Genomic DNA, 20,000 nt, shown 5'->3' with positions numbered 1-20,000 from the left:
AACTGTCAAGGCCGAATAGACTTAGGTTAATTCGCGGTGTCGAGTGATTACGTTAAGTGATTGAGAAGTAAGGTATTTTGCTAACTTTTCTGTGAGGTAAACAGAGCGGTGTTGTCCACCGGTACAGCCTACAGCAATGGATAAATAATTACGGTTTGTATTGATAAACTCTGGCACCCAGCGAGTCAAGAATTTAGCGGTATCTTGAAGAAAATCTTGAACGAGTTGTTTATCATCTAGAAACTCGATAACAGGTTTGTCTAACCCGGTGAATTCACGCAAACTTGGTTCCCAATATGGGTTAGGGAGGCATCGAGCATCAAATACAAAGTCGACGTCATTGGGTGCCCCGTGTTTGTACCCAAAGGACATGACTTGAAGCGACAAACCTGTGCTGTTATCAAAGCTTACACGTTCACGAATGATTCCGCGTAACTCATGCACATTGCTGTGCGTTGTATCAATTTGGATGCTTGCATGACTTGAGATTAAGCTAAGTCGGTTAAGTTCTAAGTCTAGCGCCTCATCTAACGAGGTGTTGCTGTCAGATAAGGGGTGTTTTCGTCGAGTTTCACTAAAACGCTTAATTAAACTGCCTTTACTGGCTCTAAGAAAGATAATGTCATAATCGATATTATTGCTTTTTAGTTGTTCAATAAAACCGCTAAACTGCTCCAAGGACGACGGGTCATTACGTGCATCGATGCCAACAGCGGCTTTGCTAAAGAGAGGTTTTTTTGAATCTGTCAGCAATGTTGCAAAATCTGATAATAAGGCAACAGGTAAATTATCCGTGCAGTAAAAACCGGCGTCTTCCAAGGTATCTAAAGTGACGCTTTTTCCTGATCCGGATAAACCACTAACGATAATAAATTTCATAATAAGTCAGTAAAAAGGCCGACGGTGAAGTCGGCCTTAATTAATTAGCGGTGAGCGTTAGTCTTTTCTTTGTGTTTTATAACTTGTCTATCTAACTTGTCAACCAAGTTGTCGATGGCTGCATACATGTTTTCTTGCGTATCTTCAGCAAAAATTTTTGAGCCGTTTAGCTGAATAGTCGCTTCTGCTTTTTGTTCAAGTTTTTCAACGGATAAAACAACATGTACATCGATAACTTTATCAAAATGACGTTTAATTTTACCAAATTTTGTATTTGTATATTCTCTAATTGCATCGGTAATTTCAACGTGGTGTCCAGATAGATCTAATTGCATATAACTCTCCTGTTTTGGTGGTAAAAAATCAAAGAATTCGCTTCCTTTGACTAGAAGGGGGTATTGAGATGGATTCGCGGTATTTGGCGATCGTTCTTCTCGCAACGTTAATGCCTTTTTCTCCCAGTATAACGGCAATTTTATTGTCGCTAAGAGGCTTTTTAGGGTTTTCGTTACTAACAAGTTCTTTAATAAAGGCTCGAATCGCAGTAGCGGAACACTCTCCACCTGTGTCAGTTGAAACATGGCTTGAAAAGAAATGCTTGAGTTCAAAAATACCGTTGGGTGTATGCATGTATTTGTTTGTCGTAACGCGTGAAATGGTTGATTCATGCATTTCAACGGTTTCAGCGATGTCACGTAATACCATCGGCTTCATGGCGATAGCGCCATGCTCAAGGAATTCATGCTGCCGGTTAACAATTTCTTGTGCGACTAACATCAACGTTTCATTTCTGCTTTGTAGGCTTTTTAAAAACCAACGCGCTTCTTGCAAGTGGTTTTTCATGGCCTGAGTGTCGGTGCTTTTATCGCCGTGTTTAATCAGCGTTTGGTAATAAGGATTAATACGAATATTTGTCGCGATCTCTCCATTGATAGAAACCTGCCAGCGACCTTTTACTTTGTTAACATAAACATCAGGTGTGACGTATTCGGTACTGGTTTCTTCAACACCTGACCCTGGTCGTGGATCGAGCTGCTGAATAAGAGCAATAATCTGCCCTAATGTATCGTCATCAACGCCCATCTGGCGTTTAAGTTTTGTACTATCTTGAGAGCCAAGTGCTGGCATACAGTTGCTGACCAGTTCGATAGCAAGTGACAAAAACGGCGTATTTTCTGGCAATTGCTTTAATTGAATGAGCAAGCAATCTTGTAAATCAAGTGCTCCAACACCTATGGGGTCGAATGACTGCACTTTATGTAAAACAGCAATAACTTCATCTAGATCTAAATTGTCTAGTTGCTCTGACAGGTATTGGTGAATAAGCTCAGGGCTTGAATTTAGATAACCGTTGTCGTTGATACTGTCGATAATGGTGGTGGCTATGACACGGTCAGTATCTGAGAAATTGGTTAACTCCATCTGCCACGTCAGGTGATCATGTAAAGTCTGCTTAGCAGAATTGATACTACCAGGGTCAGGGGCGATACTGTCTGAAGCTTGATTAAGTCCGGGTGAGGGGGTTAGGTCGTAAATGTCATCCCATGAAGTGTCGACGGCTAACTCGTCAGGTAGAAGATCCTGTGAACCTTCGCTGGTTTTTTCATCGGCGGGGAGATTTTTCTTGTCTATAGCATCTTGATTAGCAGGAAGCTCTTCGTCCGGAACTTCCAACATCATATTGCCATCTAGGACGGTTTGGATTTCTTGTTGAAGCTCTACTGTCGATAATTGCAGCAAGCGAATAGCCTGTTGCAATTGAGGGGTCATTGTTAAATGCTGACCTATTCGAAGCTGTAATGACTGCTTCATTTATACCGCCTGTTGTACAAAAGAATTAAAAACTTGCTGACATCTCATGTTGTAAGTTTAGCCCATATTTCAACAAAAAGAATGACTTTTAATTGGAAATTACATGCGAAATTCATGCCCTAGATAAACGTCCCGTACCTCGCGGTGTTCTAAGATATCTTCAGCTGATCCTTCGGTGATAACACGACCATTATTTAGGATGTATGCACGATCACAAGTACCTAAGGTTTCCCTAACATTATGGTCGGTAATGAGGACACCGATATCTCGTTCGGTCAAGTGATGGATGATTTTTTGAATATCAATAACAGAGATGGGGTCAACGCCGGCAAAAGGCTCATCTAACAATACAAAACGAGGTTCAGTGGCTAACGCACGGGCTATTTCTAATCGGCGTCTTTCACCGCCAGAAAGTGCTAAGGCATTTTGAGTACGTAATTGATCGATTGCAAACTCATTTAATAACTCATCAAGAACCAGTTCTTGCTGGCCGGGTGAGAGTGTTTTTCGTGTTTGTAGAACGGCGCGAATATTGTCTTCTACGCTTAATTTTCTAAAAATAGAGGCTTCTTGTGGTAAATAGCCAAGACCCTGACGTGCGCGAACATGCATAGGGCTTTGAGTAATGTTTTCGTCATCAAGAAAGACATCGCCACTGTCAGGTTTAATGAGGCCAACGGTTATGTAAAAAGAGGTTGTTTTGCCTGCACCATTTGGGCCTAATAAACCAACAACTTCACCACTTTTTACGTTAATACTAACGTTATCAACAACTTTTCTATTATTGAATTGTTTGCAGATATTATGTGTTTTTAAGGTGCTCATTATTTTTTTGCAGGCTCTAAGGTTACTTTTACACGTTTAGAGCCTGCTTTTTTATCACCTGCTTTGACGATAGAGCGCTTGCTGTCGTATTCAATTCGATCGCTGGCGAAGGTGTTACCGTTTTGCCATAAAGTGGCATCGTCTAATAGCACCAAAGTGTCTTTGGTTACCAAGTAGTTAAACCGATTAGCTTCACCTCGAATAAGTCCTTGGTTACCATCAGGTTGTTGTTTGAATTTAACTGGGTTTCCAATGGCAATAACTTTATCGGTGGTACCGCGAACGCCATAAATGGTGACTTTATCAGCTATAATTTCCATGCTGCCTTGGGTGATAATAACGTTACCAGAATAGACGGTAATTTTTTTCGCGTCATCTAAATTAAAGTTATCGGCCTCAACCTCTACCGGTTTTTGTTTATCTGTACTGAGCGCCCACAAGGGTGTTGTCACTGAGATTAATGTCAGTGTTAAAAAAAGAAGCGTTTGTTTAGTTGATTTCATGGCGGCCTCGAACTTGTTCTAGTATTTTAATATTAATGGGTTCTCGAAAGTGGGCACGTAAGCCCATGCCTTCAATGGCGTTAGTGCCAGATTTTATTTTCACAAACTCATCGGTTTCTGCAAAATCGTTGGGCAATTGAATGCGTAGATTATGCGTGTCGATTTCAAGTGGCGCAATATTTTTTAATGCCTCTCGTCTGATGTTTACGGCACCATTGAGTAAAACAAGTTCACCGTCTGAAGATAAATAACCAGTCTCCGAATTAATGTGTAAATCAGGTTTGTCTGATGAATACATGGTCATGATAGGGCGAGTAAGCTCGGTGCTGTCGTCATCAACAAAATGTTGCATGTATTCTGCTTTTATTCGTTGTTTTGGTTCGCCCGATAAGGTCATGCTGAGGGCTTCAAAATGCTTTAAAAAATAATCAATTTTATGGCCTGGTTTTGCCGTTTGTACAGGCGCTTCTGGCTCTTGTGTGAAGGCAATCCACCAAGTGCCAGCGGCAAATAGAGCCAAGGCAAGGATTTTAAGGGGTTTCATTAGGGTGTTAGGTGTCACAGAACAGTTGCACAGAAGGCGTGAGTTTGTCTTGAATGCTTAAAATAGTATCACAGACTTCTCGAGCGGCACCGTGTCCCCCGAGTCGTTCTGTTTGGCCTTGGCAGTATCCAAGTATGGAAGGGTTTGCGTCTTTAACGGCAATGGCTAAGCGAGTTCGTGTCATTAGCGCTAAGTCGGGTAAGTCGTCACCAACGTGCGCCACTTGATTTGGGGTAATGTTAAGTTTTTTTAGTAAATGGTTAAACGCGGCGGTTTTGTTTTCTTGGCCTTGGTAAATATTTGTCACGCCAAGGTTTTTCATTCTTTGCTCGACAAGGGGGGATGAGCGGCCAGAAATAACGGCAACATCGATACCATTTTGCTGGAGTAGTTTTAAGCCTTGTCCATCTTGTGCATGAAAAGATTTGTACTCATTGCCTTTTAGGTCAAAAAACAATTTTCCGTCTGTTAACACTCCATCGACATCAAAAATAACGCATCGGATATCTTGTGCCCGTTGCTGAAAATCATCAGTTAGCTCAATCATGATAGCCCTGCTTTTAGCATATCGTGCATATTAAGAGCACCAACCAGTTGGTTGTTATCGGTGACCAATAATGCGTTAATTTTTTTATCTTGCATCAGTTGTAAGGCCTCGACGGCCAGTTGTGTTGAGCTAATAGTCGCGCCTCCACGGGTCATCACTTGTTTGATTTCAGTGCCGTGGATGTCAATATTATTTTCAAGCATGCGTCGTAAATCGCCATCGGTGAAAATACCGGTTAAATCACCTTGTTGGTTTGTAATAGCCGTCATTCCTAATTTTTTTTCTGTCATTTCAAGCAAGGCGGCGCTTACCGGCGCTGTTTCTTCAGTGATTGGAATATCATCACCCTGATGCATAATGTCACTAACATGAAGTAATAGACGCCTTCCTAGGCTGCCGCCTGGGTGTGAAAGAGCGAAGTCCGCTTCGGTAAAGCCGCGTGCCTCAAGTAACGCAATGGCCAAGGCGTCGCCCATAACCAACGCAGCTGTGGTGCTGGAGGTAGGCGCAAGGCCCAATGGGCAAGCTTCTTTAGCAACACTGGCATTAATGGGTGCGTCAGAAAGGCTTGCTAAGGTTGAACTTGTATTGCCTGTGATAGAAATGAGTGGAATGCCTAAACGTTTAAGAATGGGTAAAATGGTGAGCACTTCTCCGGTTTCGCCTGAATTTGAAAGCGCTAAAGCCACATCGTTTTTAGTGATCATGCCAAGATCGCCATGGCTGGCTTCCCCTGGGTGAATGAAAAAAGCAGGTGTTCCGGTGCTGGCTAGCGTGGCAGCAATTTTATTACCAATATGGCCTGATTTTCCCATACCGATGACGACAACTTTGCCGTCACATTTAAGCATCAGTTCACACGCATCGATAAAATGTTCGTCAATGTGTCCGGCGAGATTAGCAATAGCGTCTGCTTCGGTTTTTACAACGGCCAAGCCTAGTTGCTTAAGTTGAGTTCGATGATGGTTATCAGGCATTAGGTCGGTGTTCAGTTGTGCTAAATTCCAAGAGTATCTAAGTATACCTTGCTAAGGTAGGCGACAAAAAATAGCATAAAAACCCCACCTTTAAAACGGTTGATCTTAGGTTGGCCATTAAAACTATATGAAAAAATGAATAGGCATAAAGTAAAGCCAAGCATAATGGGGAGGTCGCGTGAAACGAGCTGTGGATCTACATTGCCAGGGTGAAGAAGCCCAGGTAAACATAAGACAGCTAATAAGTTGAAGGCATTCGACCCAATAATGTTTCCTACAGCAAGATCAGGCTCTTTTTTAATAACGCTCATAATAGAAGCTGCTAATTCTGGCAAGCTAGTTCCTATGGCGATAATGGTTAATCCAATGACTAAATCACTAACACCAAAGAGGATGGCAATATTGACGGCTGCCCAAACTAGTAGTTTTGAACTAATAATGAGGATAGTAAGACCGATGATGACATAAAAAGAGGCAGTCTTTGTACTTAGGTCGCTTGGGATTTCGTCATCAAACTCGGCTGCTAAGATGTCTTTTTTTTGCTGCTTGTTCTGTTGAGCGCTGCGTAATAACCAGTAAAGGAAAGCAATGAGCCCAGCAATTAAAATAAGTCCGTCAAATCTTGATAGGTGGCCATCAACGAGTAAAAGGTAACTGATTATAGAGATGACCAATAAAATAGGTAGTTCGCGTTTAAGTAAAGATGACTTTATCAAAATGGGGCTGATTAACGCGGTAACACCGAGTACTAGACCAATATTAGCGATATTTGAGCCAACGGCATTGCCTGTTGCAAGACCAGTGTTGCCTTGAACAGAGGCTATTCCAGCAACCAACATTTCAGGGGCCGAAGTGCCAAAGCCAATGATGGTGAGACCAATAATTAACGGCGATATTCCAATATTTCGCGCAATAGCGGAAGTGCCCTTAACAAAATAATCAGCAGAAAAAATTAAAAAGAAAAAGCCTGCAAGCAGCGCAACAGAAAATACAAGCATAAGATTAAGGTAAGGAGAATAGGTTAAGTTAACGCGAAATTTATTGTCGCATAAAAAGTGGATAGTTTAAGCGAAAAAAAACAATTGGGTTTTAAAAGATTGCGCCATAAATAGTGAAAGTTCGGATTGACGTGCATTGATAAGGTAGGGACAATGCCTGATTTATTTTATCTTCAATAACGCTGATAATAGTGTTGAAAGAAACTAGGGAAACGTCATTGACGGAAACGACTTCATTAATAAAAGTTAGAGATGTCCATTTTTCTCGCGGATCAAAGCTTATCTTTGATGGCGTGGATATGGATATTCAGCGTGGAAAAGTCACGGCCATTATGGGGCCTAGTGGGACAGGAAAGACTACCTTGTTGAAGTTAATCGGTGGTCAGTTGAAACCTTCATCTGGTTCTATTGAAGTAGATGGGCAGAATGTTCATCAGCTAAAACATAAGCACCTTTATCAACTGCGTAAAAAAATGGGAATGCTCTTTCAAAGTGGTGCATTGCTAACGGATATTTCGGTGTTTGACAATGTGGCGTTTCCGCTACGTGAACACACTCAGCTTCCCGAGTCGTTAATTCGCCATTTAGTATTAATGAAGTTAAATGCGGTTGGTTTGCGCGGCGCAAGGGATATGATGCCGGCCGAGTTGTCCGGTGGTATGGCACGACGTGTTGCATTGGCTCGAGCTATTGCACTAGACCCAATGATGATTATGTACGATGAGCCATTTACTGGGCAAGACCCCATTTCGATGGGTGTGTTGGTGCAGTTAATTCGCTTGTTGAATAATGCATTAGGCCTATCGAGTATTGTGGTGTCACATGATGTGAAAGAAACCTGTGCCATTGCAGACTATGTTTATCTGGTATCAAAGGGCAAAGTGGTTGAGCACGGCTCGCCGGAGCAATTAGCACAATCAGACTCTGAATGGACGCAACAGTTTATGCAGGGAATGGCTGATGGGCCTGTTCCTTTTCATTATGCAGCCAAAGAGTATGCAAAAGATTTAATGGGAATAGAGACGTGAGAATGAAGGTGACTTTAGCATGCTAGATTATTTGCAACGCTTAGGGGCTGCATCATTGAGTATGCTTGAGCGTTTGGGTCGAGGATCTGTTTTTTTTGTTAACATTTTGCTGAGCATCCCAAGTGTTTTGATGCGGCCGCGATTGTTAATTGCACAGATGTATTCGGTTGGTGTGCTGAGTTTTTCTTTGATTATTATTTCAGGGGTTTTTGTCGGTATGGTGCTGGCATTACAAGGGTTTTATACGCTGTCAGACTTTGGCGCAGAAGGCATGCTGGGCGTCATGGTTGCCGCGTCACTGGTTAGAGAGTTAGGCCCAGTGGTAACGGCATTGTTATTTGCTGGTCGTGCGGGGTCAGCACTAACCGCAGAAATTGGTTTAATGAAAGCCACTGAGCAATTGTCTGGAATGGAGATGATGGCTGTTGACCCGGTCAAAAGGGTTATGGCGCCACGTTTCTTGGCAGGTTTGCTTTCAATGCCTATTTTAGCGACATTGTTTAGTGCGGTTGGTGTTTTAGGTGGATACTTTATCGGCGTTGGCTTGCTTGGCATTGACGAAGGTGGTTTTTGGTCTCAAATGCAGGCTAAGATTGATTTCAACGAAGACATTATTAATGGCTTAATTAAAAGTGTAGTGTTTGGTTGGGTAGTCACATGGATTGCTATTTTTGAAGGTTATGATGCGGTGCCTACTTCTGAAGGAGTGGGGAGAGCAACAACGAGAACGGTTGTTCACTCTGCATTTGCTATTTTATTGTTAGATTTTATTTTAACTGCATTGATGTTTGGAGATATCTAGGTATGCACATATCAAGATCGATTGAGATTTTAGTAGGTTTTTTTGTAGCCATTGGCTTTGTTGCGATGTTTTTCTTGTCTATGGAAGTGAGCAATTTAAGCAATGCAAATAGTGACGAAGGTTACGATGTTATTGCTAACTTTGAAAATATTGGTAGCCTAAAAGTGCGTGCGCCAGTATCAATGGCTGGCGTCAACATAGGCCGAGTAAAGGCGATTGATTTTGACCCAGACTCATTTGAGGCTGTTGTCACGATGAAGATCGATGCAAAGTACAATCAATTACCTTCTGACAGTAATGCGAGTATTTTAACAGCAGGCTTGTTGGGTGAGCAGTTTGTTGGGCTTGAGCCTGGCGGTGAAGAAGAAGTACTTGTTCACGGCAGTCAACTTGAGATGACGCAATCAGCGTTAGTGCTTGAACAGATTATTGGTCAATTTTTGTTTAGCAGTAGCTCCGAAGAATAATAAGTTTTACAGCAGGCTGGATTTATCAATGAGTAATGCAAGACTAGAGCAAAATGATGAAGGTGTAATATGTGTTTCAGGTACCTTAGGGTTTGATCATGTTGCGGCGTTGTTATTAGCGTCTGAGCCGTTTTTTGCCGGTCAGGCTGACCTAGCGTTTAACTTAAACTCAGTTGAAAAAACAGACAGCGCAGGCTTGGCTTTATTGGTTGAGTGGATGGCCATGGCGCAGAGGTCTGGTCAGGGTATTTGTTTTCAAGAAATACCTGAGCAAATGTTAGAAATCGCCCGAGTTAGTGGTCTTGATGGAATTCTGCCAATCGTTTAGTGGCGTTAGTAAATATAATAGGTAGGTAGAAAATGGATAAGTTGATTATTCAAGGCAGTGGGCCGCTCTCAGGAGAAATACGTATTTCAGGTGCAAAAAATGCGGCCTTGCCAATTTTGGCAGGTGCGTTGCTTGCCGAAAACCCAGTTATTATTGGGAATGTTCCTCATCTGCATGATATTACAACCACCATGAGTCTGCTAGGACAGATGGGTGTTACCTTATCGGTCGATGAAAAAGTAAGAATTGAAGTGGATTCATCTACGATCTCCAGCTTTAAAGCACCTTACGAACTGGTAAAAACAATGCGGGCATCAATTATTGTTTTAGGCCCATTATTAGCGCGTTTTGGTAAAGCAGAAGTTTCCTTGCCAGGTGGTTGCGCAATTGGTTCACGACCGGTGAATATTCACTTAAAAGGCTTAGAGGCAATGGGCGCTGATATTCGAGTTGAGAATGGGTATATTCATGCGTCATGCGATCGGCTTAAAGGTGCAAGGCTTGTGTTAGATATGGTGACAGTGACAGGGACTGAAAACTTGATGATGGCTGCGACGTTAGCAGAAGGAACAACCATTATAGAAAATGCTGCACGTGAACCAGAAGTGAGTGATTTAGCCAACTTTCTAAATAAATTAGGTGCAAAAATATCAGGTATTGGAACAGACACCTTGACCATCGAAGGTGTTGAATCGCTAGCAACTAAAAATTTAGTGTATGACATTCTTCCAGATAGGATTGAAGCGGGCACCTATTTGGTGGCGGCTGCAACAACCGGGGGGAAGATTAAAATCAAAGACGTTGACCCTGGTACCTTAGATATGGTGTTGTCAAAATTGCAAGAAGCCGGTGCAGAATTGACCATAGGCGACGATTGGATTGAGTTGGATATGAAGGGCCAACGTGCTAAAGCTGTGTCTTTTAAAACAGCGCCATACCCAGGTTTTCCAACAGATATGCAAGCACAATTTATGGTGCTTAATACACTGGCTGAAGGGACATCGGTTATTACAGAAACGATTTTTGAAAATCGCTTTATGCATGTTCATGAGTTACAGCGTTTAGGTGCTGATATTAAATTAGAAGGTAATACAGCTATTTGTGTCGGTAAAGAAATGCTGGAAGGCGCAACAGTGATGGCAACAGATTTAAGAGCATCTGCGAGCCTGGTTATTGCTGGTTTAGTCTCTAAAGGCGAAACAATTATTGAGCGGATTTACCATATCGACCGTGGTTATGAATGTATTGAAGAAAAAACCGCTTTATTAGGCGGTCAAATACGCCGAGTACCTAGCTAGTTCAATGTTAACAATAGCAATTTCAAAAGGCCGGATTTTAAAAGATACGCTCCCGTTGTTGGCTGAGGCGGGCATCGAGCCATCTGAGGATTTATCTAAAACACGGAAACTGATTGTGCCAAGTGTTTGTGGTAAGGTTAATTTAGTCATCATAAGGGCTACTGATGTGCCAACCTTCGTAGAGTATGGCGCAGCAGATGTCGGCGTGACGGGTAAGGATACGCTGGTTGAACATGGTAGCGATAACCTTTATGAGCCGTTAGACTTAAATATTGCAAAATGTCGTTTAATGACGGCGATTGTAACGGGAAAAAAACTACCAATCGGTAAAATTCGAGTGGCGTCTAAATACGTGTCGTTAACGGAACAATATTTTGCTAAAAAAGGCCAACAAGTAGAAATTATTAAGTTATATGGCTCTATGGAGTTGGCACCTATTGTAGGCTTGGCCGATTGTATTGTGGATTTAGTCGATACTGGTAATACATTGAAAGCTAATGGTATGGAGCCACTAGACTTTATTATGGACATTAGCTCTAGGCTGGTCATTAATAAAGCCTCAATGAAAATGAAGTATCAACAAATTAAAACGCTGATTAAGACATTAGAAGTGGCTGTTGATAACAGGCGTTAATAAATGAATATACAAACGTTGAACGCATCGAGTACTGATTTTGATCAATCACTTGCTGATTTGTTGGCTTGGGATGATGTAGAAGATAGCTCGGTTAATCAAACCGTCAGTGAAATAATACAGGCTGTCCGCCAGCATGGTGATGCGGCGCTATTGTCATATACTCAAGAGTTTGATCAATGGGAAGCCAGCGCCGATAACCTTGTTGTTGAACAAGAGCAGCTCGCTAGTGCTTGGGATCAATTACCGGATGAGCACTCAAAGGCACTTAAAGTCGCCGCTGATAGGATTCGTCACTATGCCGAACAGCAAAAAGCACAATCATGGGATTTTGTCGATGAGATGGGTAATACGCTCGGTCAGAAAGTTACCCCACTTGAACGTGTTGGTGTATATGTGCCGGGCGGTAAAGCGGCATACCCATCTTCAGTGTTGATGAATATTATTCCTGCGAAAGTAGCGGGCGTATCACAGATTGTAATGGTTACCCCGACTCCTAAGGGCGAACTAAACGCATTAGTTCTTGCGGCTGCCTGGCTTGCGGGCGTAGATAAGGTGATTAAAGTGGGTGGGGCGCAAGCCGTGGCAGCGCTTGCTTATGGAACAGAAACCGTGCCGAGAGTTGATAAGATTGTTGGGCCGGGCAATATTTTTGTCGCGACAGCAAAAAAGATGGTTTTCGGCCAAGTAGGTATAGACATGATTGCTGGTCCGTCTGAAATTCTTATTGTTTGTGATGGAAAAACCAATCCAGATTGGATAGCGATGGATCTTTTTTCGCAAGCAGAACATGACGAAAAAGCGCAGTCGATACTCGTTTCACTAGATGAAGGGTTCATTGAAGCGGTTAAGGCGAGCATAAAAAAATTACTTCCTACGCTTGAGCGTTCACAGGTCATAAAAGCCTCATTAGAAGGTAGGGGTGGGTTTATTTATGCAGAAACAAAAGAACAAACGATAAGCATTGCTAATAAAATAGCGCCAGAGCATCTTGAGTTATCAGTAGATAATGCTGAGCAGTGGGCTGAAGAGATTGAACACGCGGGTGCAATATTTATAGGTAGATACACGCCGGAAGCACTGGGCGATTATTGCGCTGGACCTAACCATGTCTTACCGACATCTGGCACAGCGAGATTCTCATCACCACTGGGCGTTTATGATTTTCAAAAGCGCACTAGCATGATTAATTGCAGTAAAACTGGGGCCTCAGCACTCTCTGATACAGCGTCTATTTTGGCGCGCGGTGAGGCTTTAACAGCCCATGCAAAATCTGCAGAATACCGTAAAATAAACGGCTAGTAGGATGTCAAAAAAAAACAAAATAGTTGAAGACTTAATTCGCCCAGAAATACAGCAAATGGCGGCTTATCATGTGCCAGAAGCAACAGGGCTGATTAAGTTGGATGCGATGGAAAACCCATTTCCGTGGCCTAAGGCAATGAAAGAAGAGTGGTTACAACTACTTTCAAATGTTGAGCCTAATAGATATCCAGATCCATCAGCTAGGGAATTGATAACTGGGTTGCGTGATTGCTTTGATGTGCCAGCAGAATTAGGGGTAGTGCTTGGTAATGGCTCTGATGAGCTGATACAACTTATTTTAATGGCGATGAACGATCGAAGTGCTGTCATAGCGCCAACACCAAGTTTTGTTATGTACCAGCACATTGCAAATTCTCTCGGTTTGCCTTTCACCGGTGTGCCGCTTAACGAAGACTTTAGCTTGAATATGTCGGCTATGAAGGCTGCAATTAAACAAGAAGACCCGGCTGTTATATTTTTATCATACCCAAATAACCCGACGGCAAACTTATTTGATGATGATGATTTAATTCAAATTTTAGAATTGGCTAATGGCATAGTCGTGATTGATGAGGCGTATCAGCCTTTCGCATGCAAAACGTTTATGAATCGAACGCCAGATTTTAAAAATTTATTAGTGATGCGGACAGTGTCTAAATTAGGTTTGGCAGGGTTGAGGCTTGGTTTTGTAGTGGGCCACCCATGTCTGACAGACGAGCTTGAAAAAATACGCCTGCCATACAATATTAATGTTTTTACACAATTAACGGCTACATTTGCATTTAAACACATTGATACTCTAAATCAGCAAGCCGCCGTTATTCGCGAACAACGCGAACGGTTACTGAGCGGCTTAACGTCATTTACTGGGGTGAAAGTTTTCCCGAGTGATGCCAACTTTATATTATTCTCATTGTTATCCGATTCTGCGGAGCGTGTTTTTGAGCAATTAAAGCAAGCCGGTGTGTTAATTAAAAAAATGGCTAGTAATCCCGGTTTGCCGGCGGAATGTCTTCGCGTCACAGTAGGCACACGTTCGGAAAATGATTTATTTATTGAAAAATTTGCTTCAATACTAAAGCAGTAAATCAAAAAAGAGTTGTATATGGCATACAATTTCTCTTCTAGGCTTTGTTAGCTGACCCTAAAAAAATAAAATATGCTAAAATCCTGCGAATAAGTGCCGTGCAAAATGTGCATGTGTAATTTACGATGATTTTATGGAGATTTAGATGAGCGAACAAGTAGTAGATAAGCGCAGGCGTCTTTTTTTAACCGCTGCAGCTACTGCGGTAACGGGAGTGGGTGCGGCTTATGTGGCGGTTCCATTTATAGCGTCAATGAACCCAAGTGACCGTGCAAAAGCGGCGGGTGCTCCAGTTGAGGCTGATATTGGTAAGTTAGAACCCGGGCAGCTGATTCGTGTTGAATGGCGTGGGAAACCGGTTTGGGTGTTGAAACGTAGTCAAGAAGCACTCGCTGAGATGGCTGAAATGACCGATATATTAAGGGATCCAGATTCAAATGAATCTGAGCAACCAGAGTCTTGTAAAAATGTATCGCGCTCTATTAAGCCAGAAGTTTTTATTGCAGTTGGTATTTGTACACATTTGGGTTGCTCTCCAACCTATAGACCCGAAGTGGCTCCAGAAGACTTAGGTCCTCAGTGGAAGGGTGGGTTTTTCTGCCCATGTCACGGTTCGTTGTTTGATTTGTCCGGTCGAGTTTACGCGGGCGTACCTGCACCATTAAATCTTGTGGTGCCGCCTCATGAATATATAACAGACACCAGAATATTAATTGGTTCATCAGGAGGGCAAGCATAATGAGTGGCATGTTAAAAAATGCGTTAGGGTGGGTGGATGAACGATTCCCACTAAGCAAAGTGTGGAATGAGCATCTTGCAGAATATTATGCACCTAAAAACTTCAACTGGATGTACTACTTTGGTTCGTTAGCGATATTGGTGCTAATTAATCAATTTATTACCGGTATTTTCTTAACAATTAACTACAAGCCAGATGCAAAGTTAGCGTTTGACTCTGTTGAGTACATCATGCGTGATGTCGAATGGGGTTGGTTGATTCGCTATATGCACTCAACAGGCGCATCTGCTTTTTTCATCGTTGTGTATTTGCACATGTTCCGTGGTTTGATTTATGGCTCATTTAAAAAACCTCGTGAATTAGTCTGGGTATTCGGCATGATTATTTATGTCGCTCTTATGGCTGAAGCTTTTATGGGGTATTTATTACCATGGGGCCAAATGTCATATTGGGGAGCACAAGTGATTGTGTCTTTGTTTGGAGCGATTCCTTATGTTGGTGAAGATTTAGCACTATGGTTACGTGGTGACTATGTTATTTCTGATGCAACACTTAACCGCTTTTTTGCTTTTCATGTGATTGCGATTCCATTAGTACTGGTTATTTTGGTGTTTATGCACATTGTGGCATTGCATGCAGTGGGTTCTAACAACCCAGAAGGTATCGAGATTAAAAAGCACAAGGATGATAAAGGTGTACCGTTAGACGGAATACCATTCCACCCATACTATTCAGTCAAAGACTTAGTAGGTGTCGCGGTGTTCATGTTTGTCTTCGCATTAATTATTTTCTATATGCCGGAGATGGGAGGCTACTTCCTTGAGCACGCAAACTTTATACCTGCGGATCCATTGAAGACACCTGAGCATATTGCCCCGGTATGGTACTTCACACCGTTTTACGCAATCTTAAGAGCGGTGCCTGATAAGTTCCTAGGCGTTGTTGCAATGGGTGGTGCAATTTTTGTTTTATTCCTATTGCCTTGGTTAGATAGGGGTGTGAATAAATCAATACGTTATAGAGGCCCTATATTTAAAGCGGCGATAGTTGCATTTTGTGTTAGTTTCATTGGCTTAGGTTACTTTGGAATGCAGCCTGTAACAGAAATAGGCACCATAGCTTCTAGGCTCTTCTCGATTGTTTATTTTGCTTTTTTCTTATTAATGCCATTTTATTCAAACCTTGGCCAAGATAAATATGTTCCAGAGAGGGTAGAAGAGAAATGAAAAAACTAAGTTTGGTTTTATTAGTACTATTTTCATCACAATTGTTTGCTGCAGGTGGGGCAATTGAACTTGAGTCGGCGAGGATAGATTTAGATAACAAGGCGTCTTTACAACGGGGTGCTAAGTATTTTGTTAACTATTGTTTAAGTTGTCATTCAGCTAAGCAACTTAGATACTCAAGAATGGCGAAGGATTTAGAAATCCCGCCTGAATTAGTTGAGCTTAATCTAATGTTCACGGGTGAAAAAATATTTGATGGTATGACCATTTCAATGCGTCCAGAAGATGCAGTAAAGTGGTTTGGTGTTAACCCACCAGACTTATCATTGATTTCTAGGTCTCGTGGCTCTGACTGGTTATACACCTACCTAAAAAGCTTCTATGTAGATGCATCGCGCCCGTTTGGAGTGGACAATGCGTTGTTTCCAAAAGTAGGGATGCCACATGTATTGGCAGACTTACAAGGTATGCAGCAAGCAGTCTATAAAGATGTTGAGCTTGAAGATGGTTCTATTCGTAAAGTGATAGATCGATTAGAAATCGTTGAGCCTGGTCGAATGACTGAAAAAGAATTTGATAAGGCGATGAATGACCTTGTTAATTTTATGACCTACATGGGCGAGCCAGCAAAACTTGAACGTCAACGCCTTGGTTGGAAAGTCTTGATGTTTATCTTCTTGATGATTGTCGTGTTCTATTTCTTAAAGAAAGAATATTGGAAAGACGTTCACTAAAAATATAATAAGCGGTACTAGTTGAGGAGCTTTGTATTTAACACAAAGCTCTTTCACATATAATAAAACGGACAAAATAATGATAAATGCACTGAATAGAAAATCCATCATGACGCTTTTTGCAGACCCTGTGTGTCACTATAGTCACCGTGCTCGTTTTATATTGTGCGAAAAAAGTGCATCAGCTGAAGTTGAATTTGTAGATAGCAAGGAGTTTCCAGAAGACTTACAAGAGTTGAACCCGTATGGAACCTTACCTATTTTAATTGACAGGGATTTAGCCTTATTTAATTCAAGAATTATTATGGAATATTTGGATGAACGCTTTCCGCATCCACCGTTATATCCTATTGACCCTGTATCCCGTGCACGTTCTCGTCTGTTAATACATAGAATTGATCAAGACTGGTATACCCTACTTGATGATATTGTTAACGCAGGTGAGAAAAAAGCGGCAAAAGCAAAGAAACTACTTAGAGAAAACTTAATCGCTTCTATTCCATTGTTTGAATCAAATAAATACTTTTTAAGTGATGAGTTTACATTGGTAGATGGTGTATTGGCTCCTTTACTTTGGCGTCTACCACTATATGGTATTGAATTACCTAAAGAAGCAAAGGCCATTAAGGACTATATTGCTCGAGTCACAAAACGTGACACCTTCCAAGAAAGCATGAGCAAAGAAGAGCTTGATATGATGGAAAGTCATATATTAATGGCCTCTTAATTATCAATGACGCCACTCAAGCCTTATTTAGTACGCTCTTTACATGAGTGGATACTTGAAAACGGAATGACTCCCTATCTTTTAGTTGATGCAAGCTATGAGGGGGTCATTGTTCCGACTGCATATGTATCGGATGAGCGTATTATTTTAAATACTAACCCGAGCGCAGTACAAAATTGGTTTTTAGATAATGAGGCTATTTCTTTTTCTGCTCGGTTCTCTGGTCAGTCTGAAAACCTATATATCCCGATCAATGCTGTTTTAGCGACGTATGCAAAAGAAAATGGTAAAGGGATGATGTTTGATGAACGCTTTGAAGATGACGTGCCACCAGATCCTGATAAATCGCCGGCAAAAAAAGAAACTAAAAAACCGGTGTTAAAAATAGTTAAATAATGTCTATGCCGGCTACTTAAACGTAGTGGCATGAATTAGACATAAAACCATCTCAGTTCTCGACCTCAGTGGTAAGTAGCACTTATTGCTAATCTATTCGTGGTAATAACGGTATCAGTCAAAATGCTTTGCCTGCTGGTGTTTATTTTACGGTTGCTCATCAGTTGGGATTACGGGTTATTCACTAAAGTCCATTTAATAGACTACCCTGTTATCTCAGTGCTAATCTAGCTTTCTTATCATCTGGTTCGGCTAAGTCTTATCGGTAAGCTACCTTGTAATTACTTGCTGTTAAACAGAGCTGTTCGATCAAAAAGCTAACGACAATCATTAAACCTACTTAAACTATTTTTTTAGTCCATTAAAATGAAATGCTTGCTTTAGCGCTTCTAGGTTGCCATCAGTATATTGTCACGTTATGGTTGGCTGCTAATAATATGTGTGATAAATAACTAACATCGTAGAGTAAATAACTTACCGCTTACTCATTAATAAATATAAGCCATTAAATGGCAATAAAAGAGAGCATAAATGAGCCATAAAATATCTTTAATAGAAGCGTTTAACACCACTTCAAGCACCTATGCTAATAGTGTTGCGGTTATTGATAATGATACGTCATGTACTTTCATAGGGTTAAAAACTGCTTCAGATAAATTTGCTCACGGGCTGCTAAAACGGGGTATTAAAAAAGGCGACACAGTCGCCTTGTATTGCATAAACAGTATTGAGTTTGCGATAGCTTATATGGGTATCGTTAAGGCTGGAGCTGTTGTGGTTCCTATTAATTTACTTCAAAAAGCGGCTGAAATCATTTATGTGATGACAAATGCACAGGTTAAAGGTGTTATTTACCATGAAGCTTTTCAGGCGAATATGGATGACATTGCTGCAGAGATATCAGCACCGTTATTTAATATTTGTATCCGCGCTAATCGTGAAGAATCTGCCGATTGGAAGCAACTTTGTGATAATGATGGCTCATTACCAAATATAAAAATTGACCCAGTTAATGACTTAGCGGCTATTTTATACACGTCCGGTACTACGGGGAAACCAAAAGGTGCGATGCTGACACATCACAATTTAGTGAGCAACACATCTAGTGTCTTTCAGGCAATGAAATGGCAAGCAGGTAAAGAGGTGATTGTTCTTGTGTTACCAATGTTTCATGCGTTTGCAGCGACTGTGGGCATGCTGACCCCTCTGACCCATGGCTGTGCTTTTGTTCCCGTTGCCAAGTTTGAACCTGATAATTTGCTTACCATCATCGAAAAAACTAACAGTACCGTTTTTCTTGGTGTGCCTAGTATGTACAACGTGTTGCTGAATACTCGTGACGATAAGTGTGCACGCTTTCGTTCAATTAAGTTATGTGTGTCTGGTGGCGCGTCGATGCCGGTAGACATATTAAATCGTTTTGAACAAAAATTTGGCGTGCCCATTTATGAAGGCGATGGGCCAACAGAGTGTTCACCGGTAACTTGTGTAAATCCAGTAGGCGGCATTCGAAAAATAGGCACGGTTGGTCTGCCTGTACCCAATGTTGAAATGAAAATTCTTAATGAACAGGGTGTGGAGTTGCCGGTAGGTGAAATTGGTGAAATTGCCGTTCGTGGCGATAATGTGATGAAAGGCTATTGGCAATTGCCAGAGGCGACCAAAGAGTCTTTTTATGAAGATTGGTTCTTAACCGGTGACTTAGGTAACGTTGACGAAGAGGGTTACTTTAGTATTCTCGATCGGAAAAAAGATATGGTTATTGTTAACGGTATGAATGTTTATCCGCGGATTATTGAAGAGGTGCTGTATCGCTATGACGGAATATTAGAAGCAGCGGTAATTGGGCAAACAGATGAACTACATGGTGAAATCCCCGTTGCCTATGTCGTGTTAAAAGAGAGCGTTGAGGCGAGCTCAGCCGATATACGTCGTTGGTGTCGTCAACACTTAGGCAGTTATGAAGTGCCAAGAAAAGTCGTTTTTATGGATACACTTCCTAAAAATGGTGCTGGTAAGATCGTGAAGCGGGTTTTAAATAAGCGCGGTGAAATAGAAAGGGGTGTTCAATAGTTCGACTGTTATGGTTGTTTTCAATAGGGCACTTAAATGATGGGTATGTTTTCTATAGCTCTAAGCGTTAA

Annotated in this window: 23 protein-coding genes; 14 read left to right on the top strand and 9 right to left on the bottom strand. The window is 41.6% G+C overall.

Translation table 11 applies throughout. The features are described from left to right. Window positions 1–21: 21 nt before the first annotated feature. The 9 genes from rapZ to Q91_RS08310 form a co-directional block, all read right to left on the bottom strand. On the bottom strand, window positions 22–879 hold the full coding sequence (gene rapZ, locus Q91_RS08350) for an RNase adapter RapZ (protein WP_015006452.1): 858 nt from the start codon (window positions 877–879) through the stop codon (window positions 22–24). Between the two features lie 44 nt (window positions 880–923). Then, window positions 924–1,214 carry a ribosome hibernation-promoting factor, HPF/YfiA family gene (hpf, locus tag Q91_RS08345; protein ID WP_015006451.1) on the bottom strand — a complete coding sequence of 97 codons (291 nt, stop codon included), beginning with the start codon at window positions 1,212–1,214 and terminating at the stop codon, window positions 924–926. Window positions 1,215–1,242: 28 nt separating this feature from the next. Then, complete coding sequence (locus Q91_RS08340) at window positions 1,243–2,691, bottom strand: RNA polymerase factor sigma-54 (protein WP_015006450.1); 1,449 nt, start codon at window positions 2,689–2,691, stop codon at window positions 1,243–1,245. Between the two features lie 99 nt (window positions 2,692–2,790). Beyond that, entirely contained in the window at window positions 2,791–3,516 is a 726-nt protein-coding gene (lptB, locus tag Q91_RS08335; RefSeq protein WP_015006449.1) for an LPS export ABC transporter ATP-binding protein, read from the bottom strand. After that, window positions 3,516–4,019 (bottom strand): lipopolysaccharide transport periplasmic protein LptA, encoded by a 504-nt coding sequence (gene lptA / locus Q91_RS08330; protein ID WP_015006448.1) that lies wholly within the window; start codon window positions 4,017–4,019, stop codon window positions 3,516–3,518. The genes lptB and lptA overlap by 1 nt, the downstream gene beginning before the upstream one ends. Next, a complete protein-coding gene (gene lptC, locus Q91_RS08325; protein WP_015006447.1) occupies window positions 4,006–4,563 on the bottom strand; it encodes an LPS export ABC transporter periplasmic protein LptC in 558 nt (185 codons plus the stop codon). The genes lptA and lptC overlap by 14 nt, the downstream gene beginning before the upstream one ends. A gap of 7 nt (window positions 4,564–4,570) precedes the next feature. After that, entirely contained in the window at window positions 4,571–5,110 is a 540-nt protein-coding gene (locus Q91_RS08320; RefSeq protein WP_015006446.1) for an HAD family hydrolase, read from the bottom strand. Further along, entirely contained in the window at window positions 5,107–6,087 is a 981-nt protein-coding gene (locus Q91_RS08315) for a KpsF/GutQ family sugar-phosphate isomerase (RefSeq protein ID WP_015006445.1), read from the bottom strand. The genes Q91_RS08320 and Q91_RS08315 overlap by 4 nt, the downstream gene beginning before the upstream one ends. A 20-nt stretch (window positions 6,088–6,107) precedes the next feature. Then, window positions 6,108–7,085 (bottom strand): calcium/sodium antiporter, encoded by a 978-nt coding sequence (locus Q91_RS08310; RefSeq protein ID WP_015006444.1) that lies wholly within the window; start codon window positions 7,083–7,085, stop codon window positions 6,108–6,110. A 299-nt stretch (window positions 7,086–7,384) separates the two neighbouring features. Here Q91_RS08310 and Q91_RS08305 point away from each other — a divergent pair, with 299 nt between their 5' ends. From Q91_RS08305 to Q91_RS08240, 14 genes are all read left to right on the top strand, one after another. Further along, complete coding sequence (locus tag Q91_RS08305; protein ID WP_015006443.1) at window positions 7,385–8,113, top strand: ABC transporter ATP-binding protein; 729 nt, start codon at window positions 7,385–7,387, stop codon at window positions 8,111–8,113. A gap of 19 nt (window positions 8,114–8,132) precedes the next feature. Continuing rightward, window positions 8,133–8,915, top strand: coding sequence for a lipid asymmetry maintenance ABC transporter permease subunit MlaE (gene mlaE / locus Q91_RS08300; protein WP_015006442.1), 783 nt, complete (start codon window positions 8,133–8,135; stop codon window positions 8,913–8,915). A 2-nt stretch (window positions 8,916–8,917) separates the two neighbouring features. Then, window positions 8,918–9,382: an outer membrane lipid asymmetry maintenance protein MlaD gene (gene mlaD, locus Q91_RS08295; RefSeq protein ID WP_015006441.1), complete on the top strand. Its 465-nt coding sequence runs from the start codon at window positions 8,918–8,920 to the stop codon at window positions 9,380–9,382. A gap of 28 nt (window positions 9,383–9,410) precedes the next feature. After that, window positions 9,411–9,710, top strand: coding sequence for a lipid asymmetry maintenance protein MlaB (locus Q91_RS08290; protein WP_015006440.1), 300 nt, complete (start codon window positions 9,411–9,413; stop codon window positions 9,708–9,710). Between the two features lie 32 nt (window positions 9,711–9,742). Continuing rightward, window positions 9,743–11,008 carry a UDP-N-acetylglucosamine 1-carboxyvinyltransferase gene (gene murA / locus Q91_RS08285; protein WP_015006439.1) on the top strand — a complete coding sequence of 422 codons (1,266 nt, stop codon included), beginning with the start codon at window positions 9,743–9,745 and terminating at the stop codon, window positions 11,006–11,008. A gap of 4 nt (window positions 11,009–11,012) precedes the next feature. Continuing rightward, window positions 11,013–11,642, top strand: a complete 630-nt coding sequence (gene hisG, locus Q91_RS08280; protein WP_015006438.1) for an ATP phosphoribosyltransferase — start codon at window positions 11,013–11,015, stop codon at window positions 11,640–11,642. A gap of 3 nt (window positions 11,643–11,645) precedes the next feature. Further along, entirely contained in the window at window positions 11,646–12,944 is a 1,299-nt protein-coding gene (gene hisD / locus Q91_RS08275) for a histidinol dehydrogenase (RefSeq protein WP_015006437.1), read from the top strand. Between the two features lie 4 nt (window positions 12,945–12,948). Beyond that, window positions 12,949–14,034, top strand: coding sequence for a histidinol-phosphate transaminase (gene hisC / locus Q91_RS08270; protein WP_015006436.1), 1,086 nt, complete (start codon window positions 12,949–12,951; stop codon window positions 14,032–14,034). Between the two features lie 145 nt (window positions 14,035–14,179). Further along, window positions 14,180–14,773, top strand: a complete 594-nt coding sequence (gene petA, locus Q91_RS08265; protein ID WP_015006435.1) for a ubiquinol-cytochrome c reductase iron-sulfur subunit — start codon at window positions 14,180–14,182, stop codon at window positions 14,771–14,773. A gap of 8 nt (window positions 14,774–14,781) precedes the next feature. Beyond that, complete coding sequence (locus Q91_RS08260; protein ID WP_016389963.1) at window positions 14,782–15,999, top strand: cytochrome bc complex cytochrome b subunit; 1,218 nt, start codon at window positions 14,782–14,784, stop codon at window positions 15,997–15,999. Beyond that, a complete protein-coding gene (locus tag Q91_RS08255) occupies window positions 15,996–16,733 on the top strand; it encodes a cytochrome c1 (RefSeq protein WP_015006433.1) in 738 nt (245 codons plus the stop codon). The genes Q91_RS08260 and Q91_RS08255 overlap by 4 nt, the downstream gene beginning before the upstream one ends. 79 nt (window positions 16,734–16,812) lie before the next feature. Next, window positions 16,813–17,460 (top strand): glutathione S-transferase N-terminal domain-containing protein, encoded by a 648-nt coding sequence (locus Q91_RS08250; protein ID WP_015006432.1) that lies wholly within the window; start codon window positions 16,813–16,815, stop codon window positions 17,458–17,460. A 6-nt stretch (window positions 17,461–17,466) separates the two neighbouring features. After that, window positions 17,467–17,856: a ClpXP protease specificity-enhancing factor gene (locus tag Q91_RS08245; RefSeq protein WP_015006431.1), complete on the top strand. Its 390-nt coding sequence runs from the start codon at window positions 17,467–17,469 to the stop codon at window positions 17,854–17,856. 531 nt (window positions 17,857–18,387) lie between these two features. Further along, window positions 18,388–19,929 (top strand): long-chain fatty acid--CoA ligase, encoded by a 1,542-nt coding sequence (locus Q91_RS08240; RefSeq protein ID WP_015006430.1) that lies wholly within the window; start codon window positions 18,388–18,390, stop codon window positions 19,927–19,929. Window positions 19,930–20,000 lie beyond the last annotated feature (71 nt).

This window comes from Cycloclasticus sp. P1, assembly GCF_000299965.1.
In the GTDB taxonomy this organism is placed as follows: domain Bacteria; phylum Pseudomonadota; class Gammaproteobacteria; order Methylococcales; family Cycloclasticaceae; genus Cycloclasticus; species Cycloclasticus pugetii.
The sequence above is the reverse complement of the archived record's forward strand: the minus strand, read 5'-3'. Positions and strand labels throughout refer to the sequence as shown.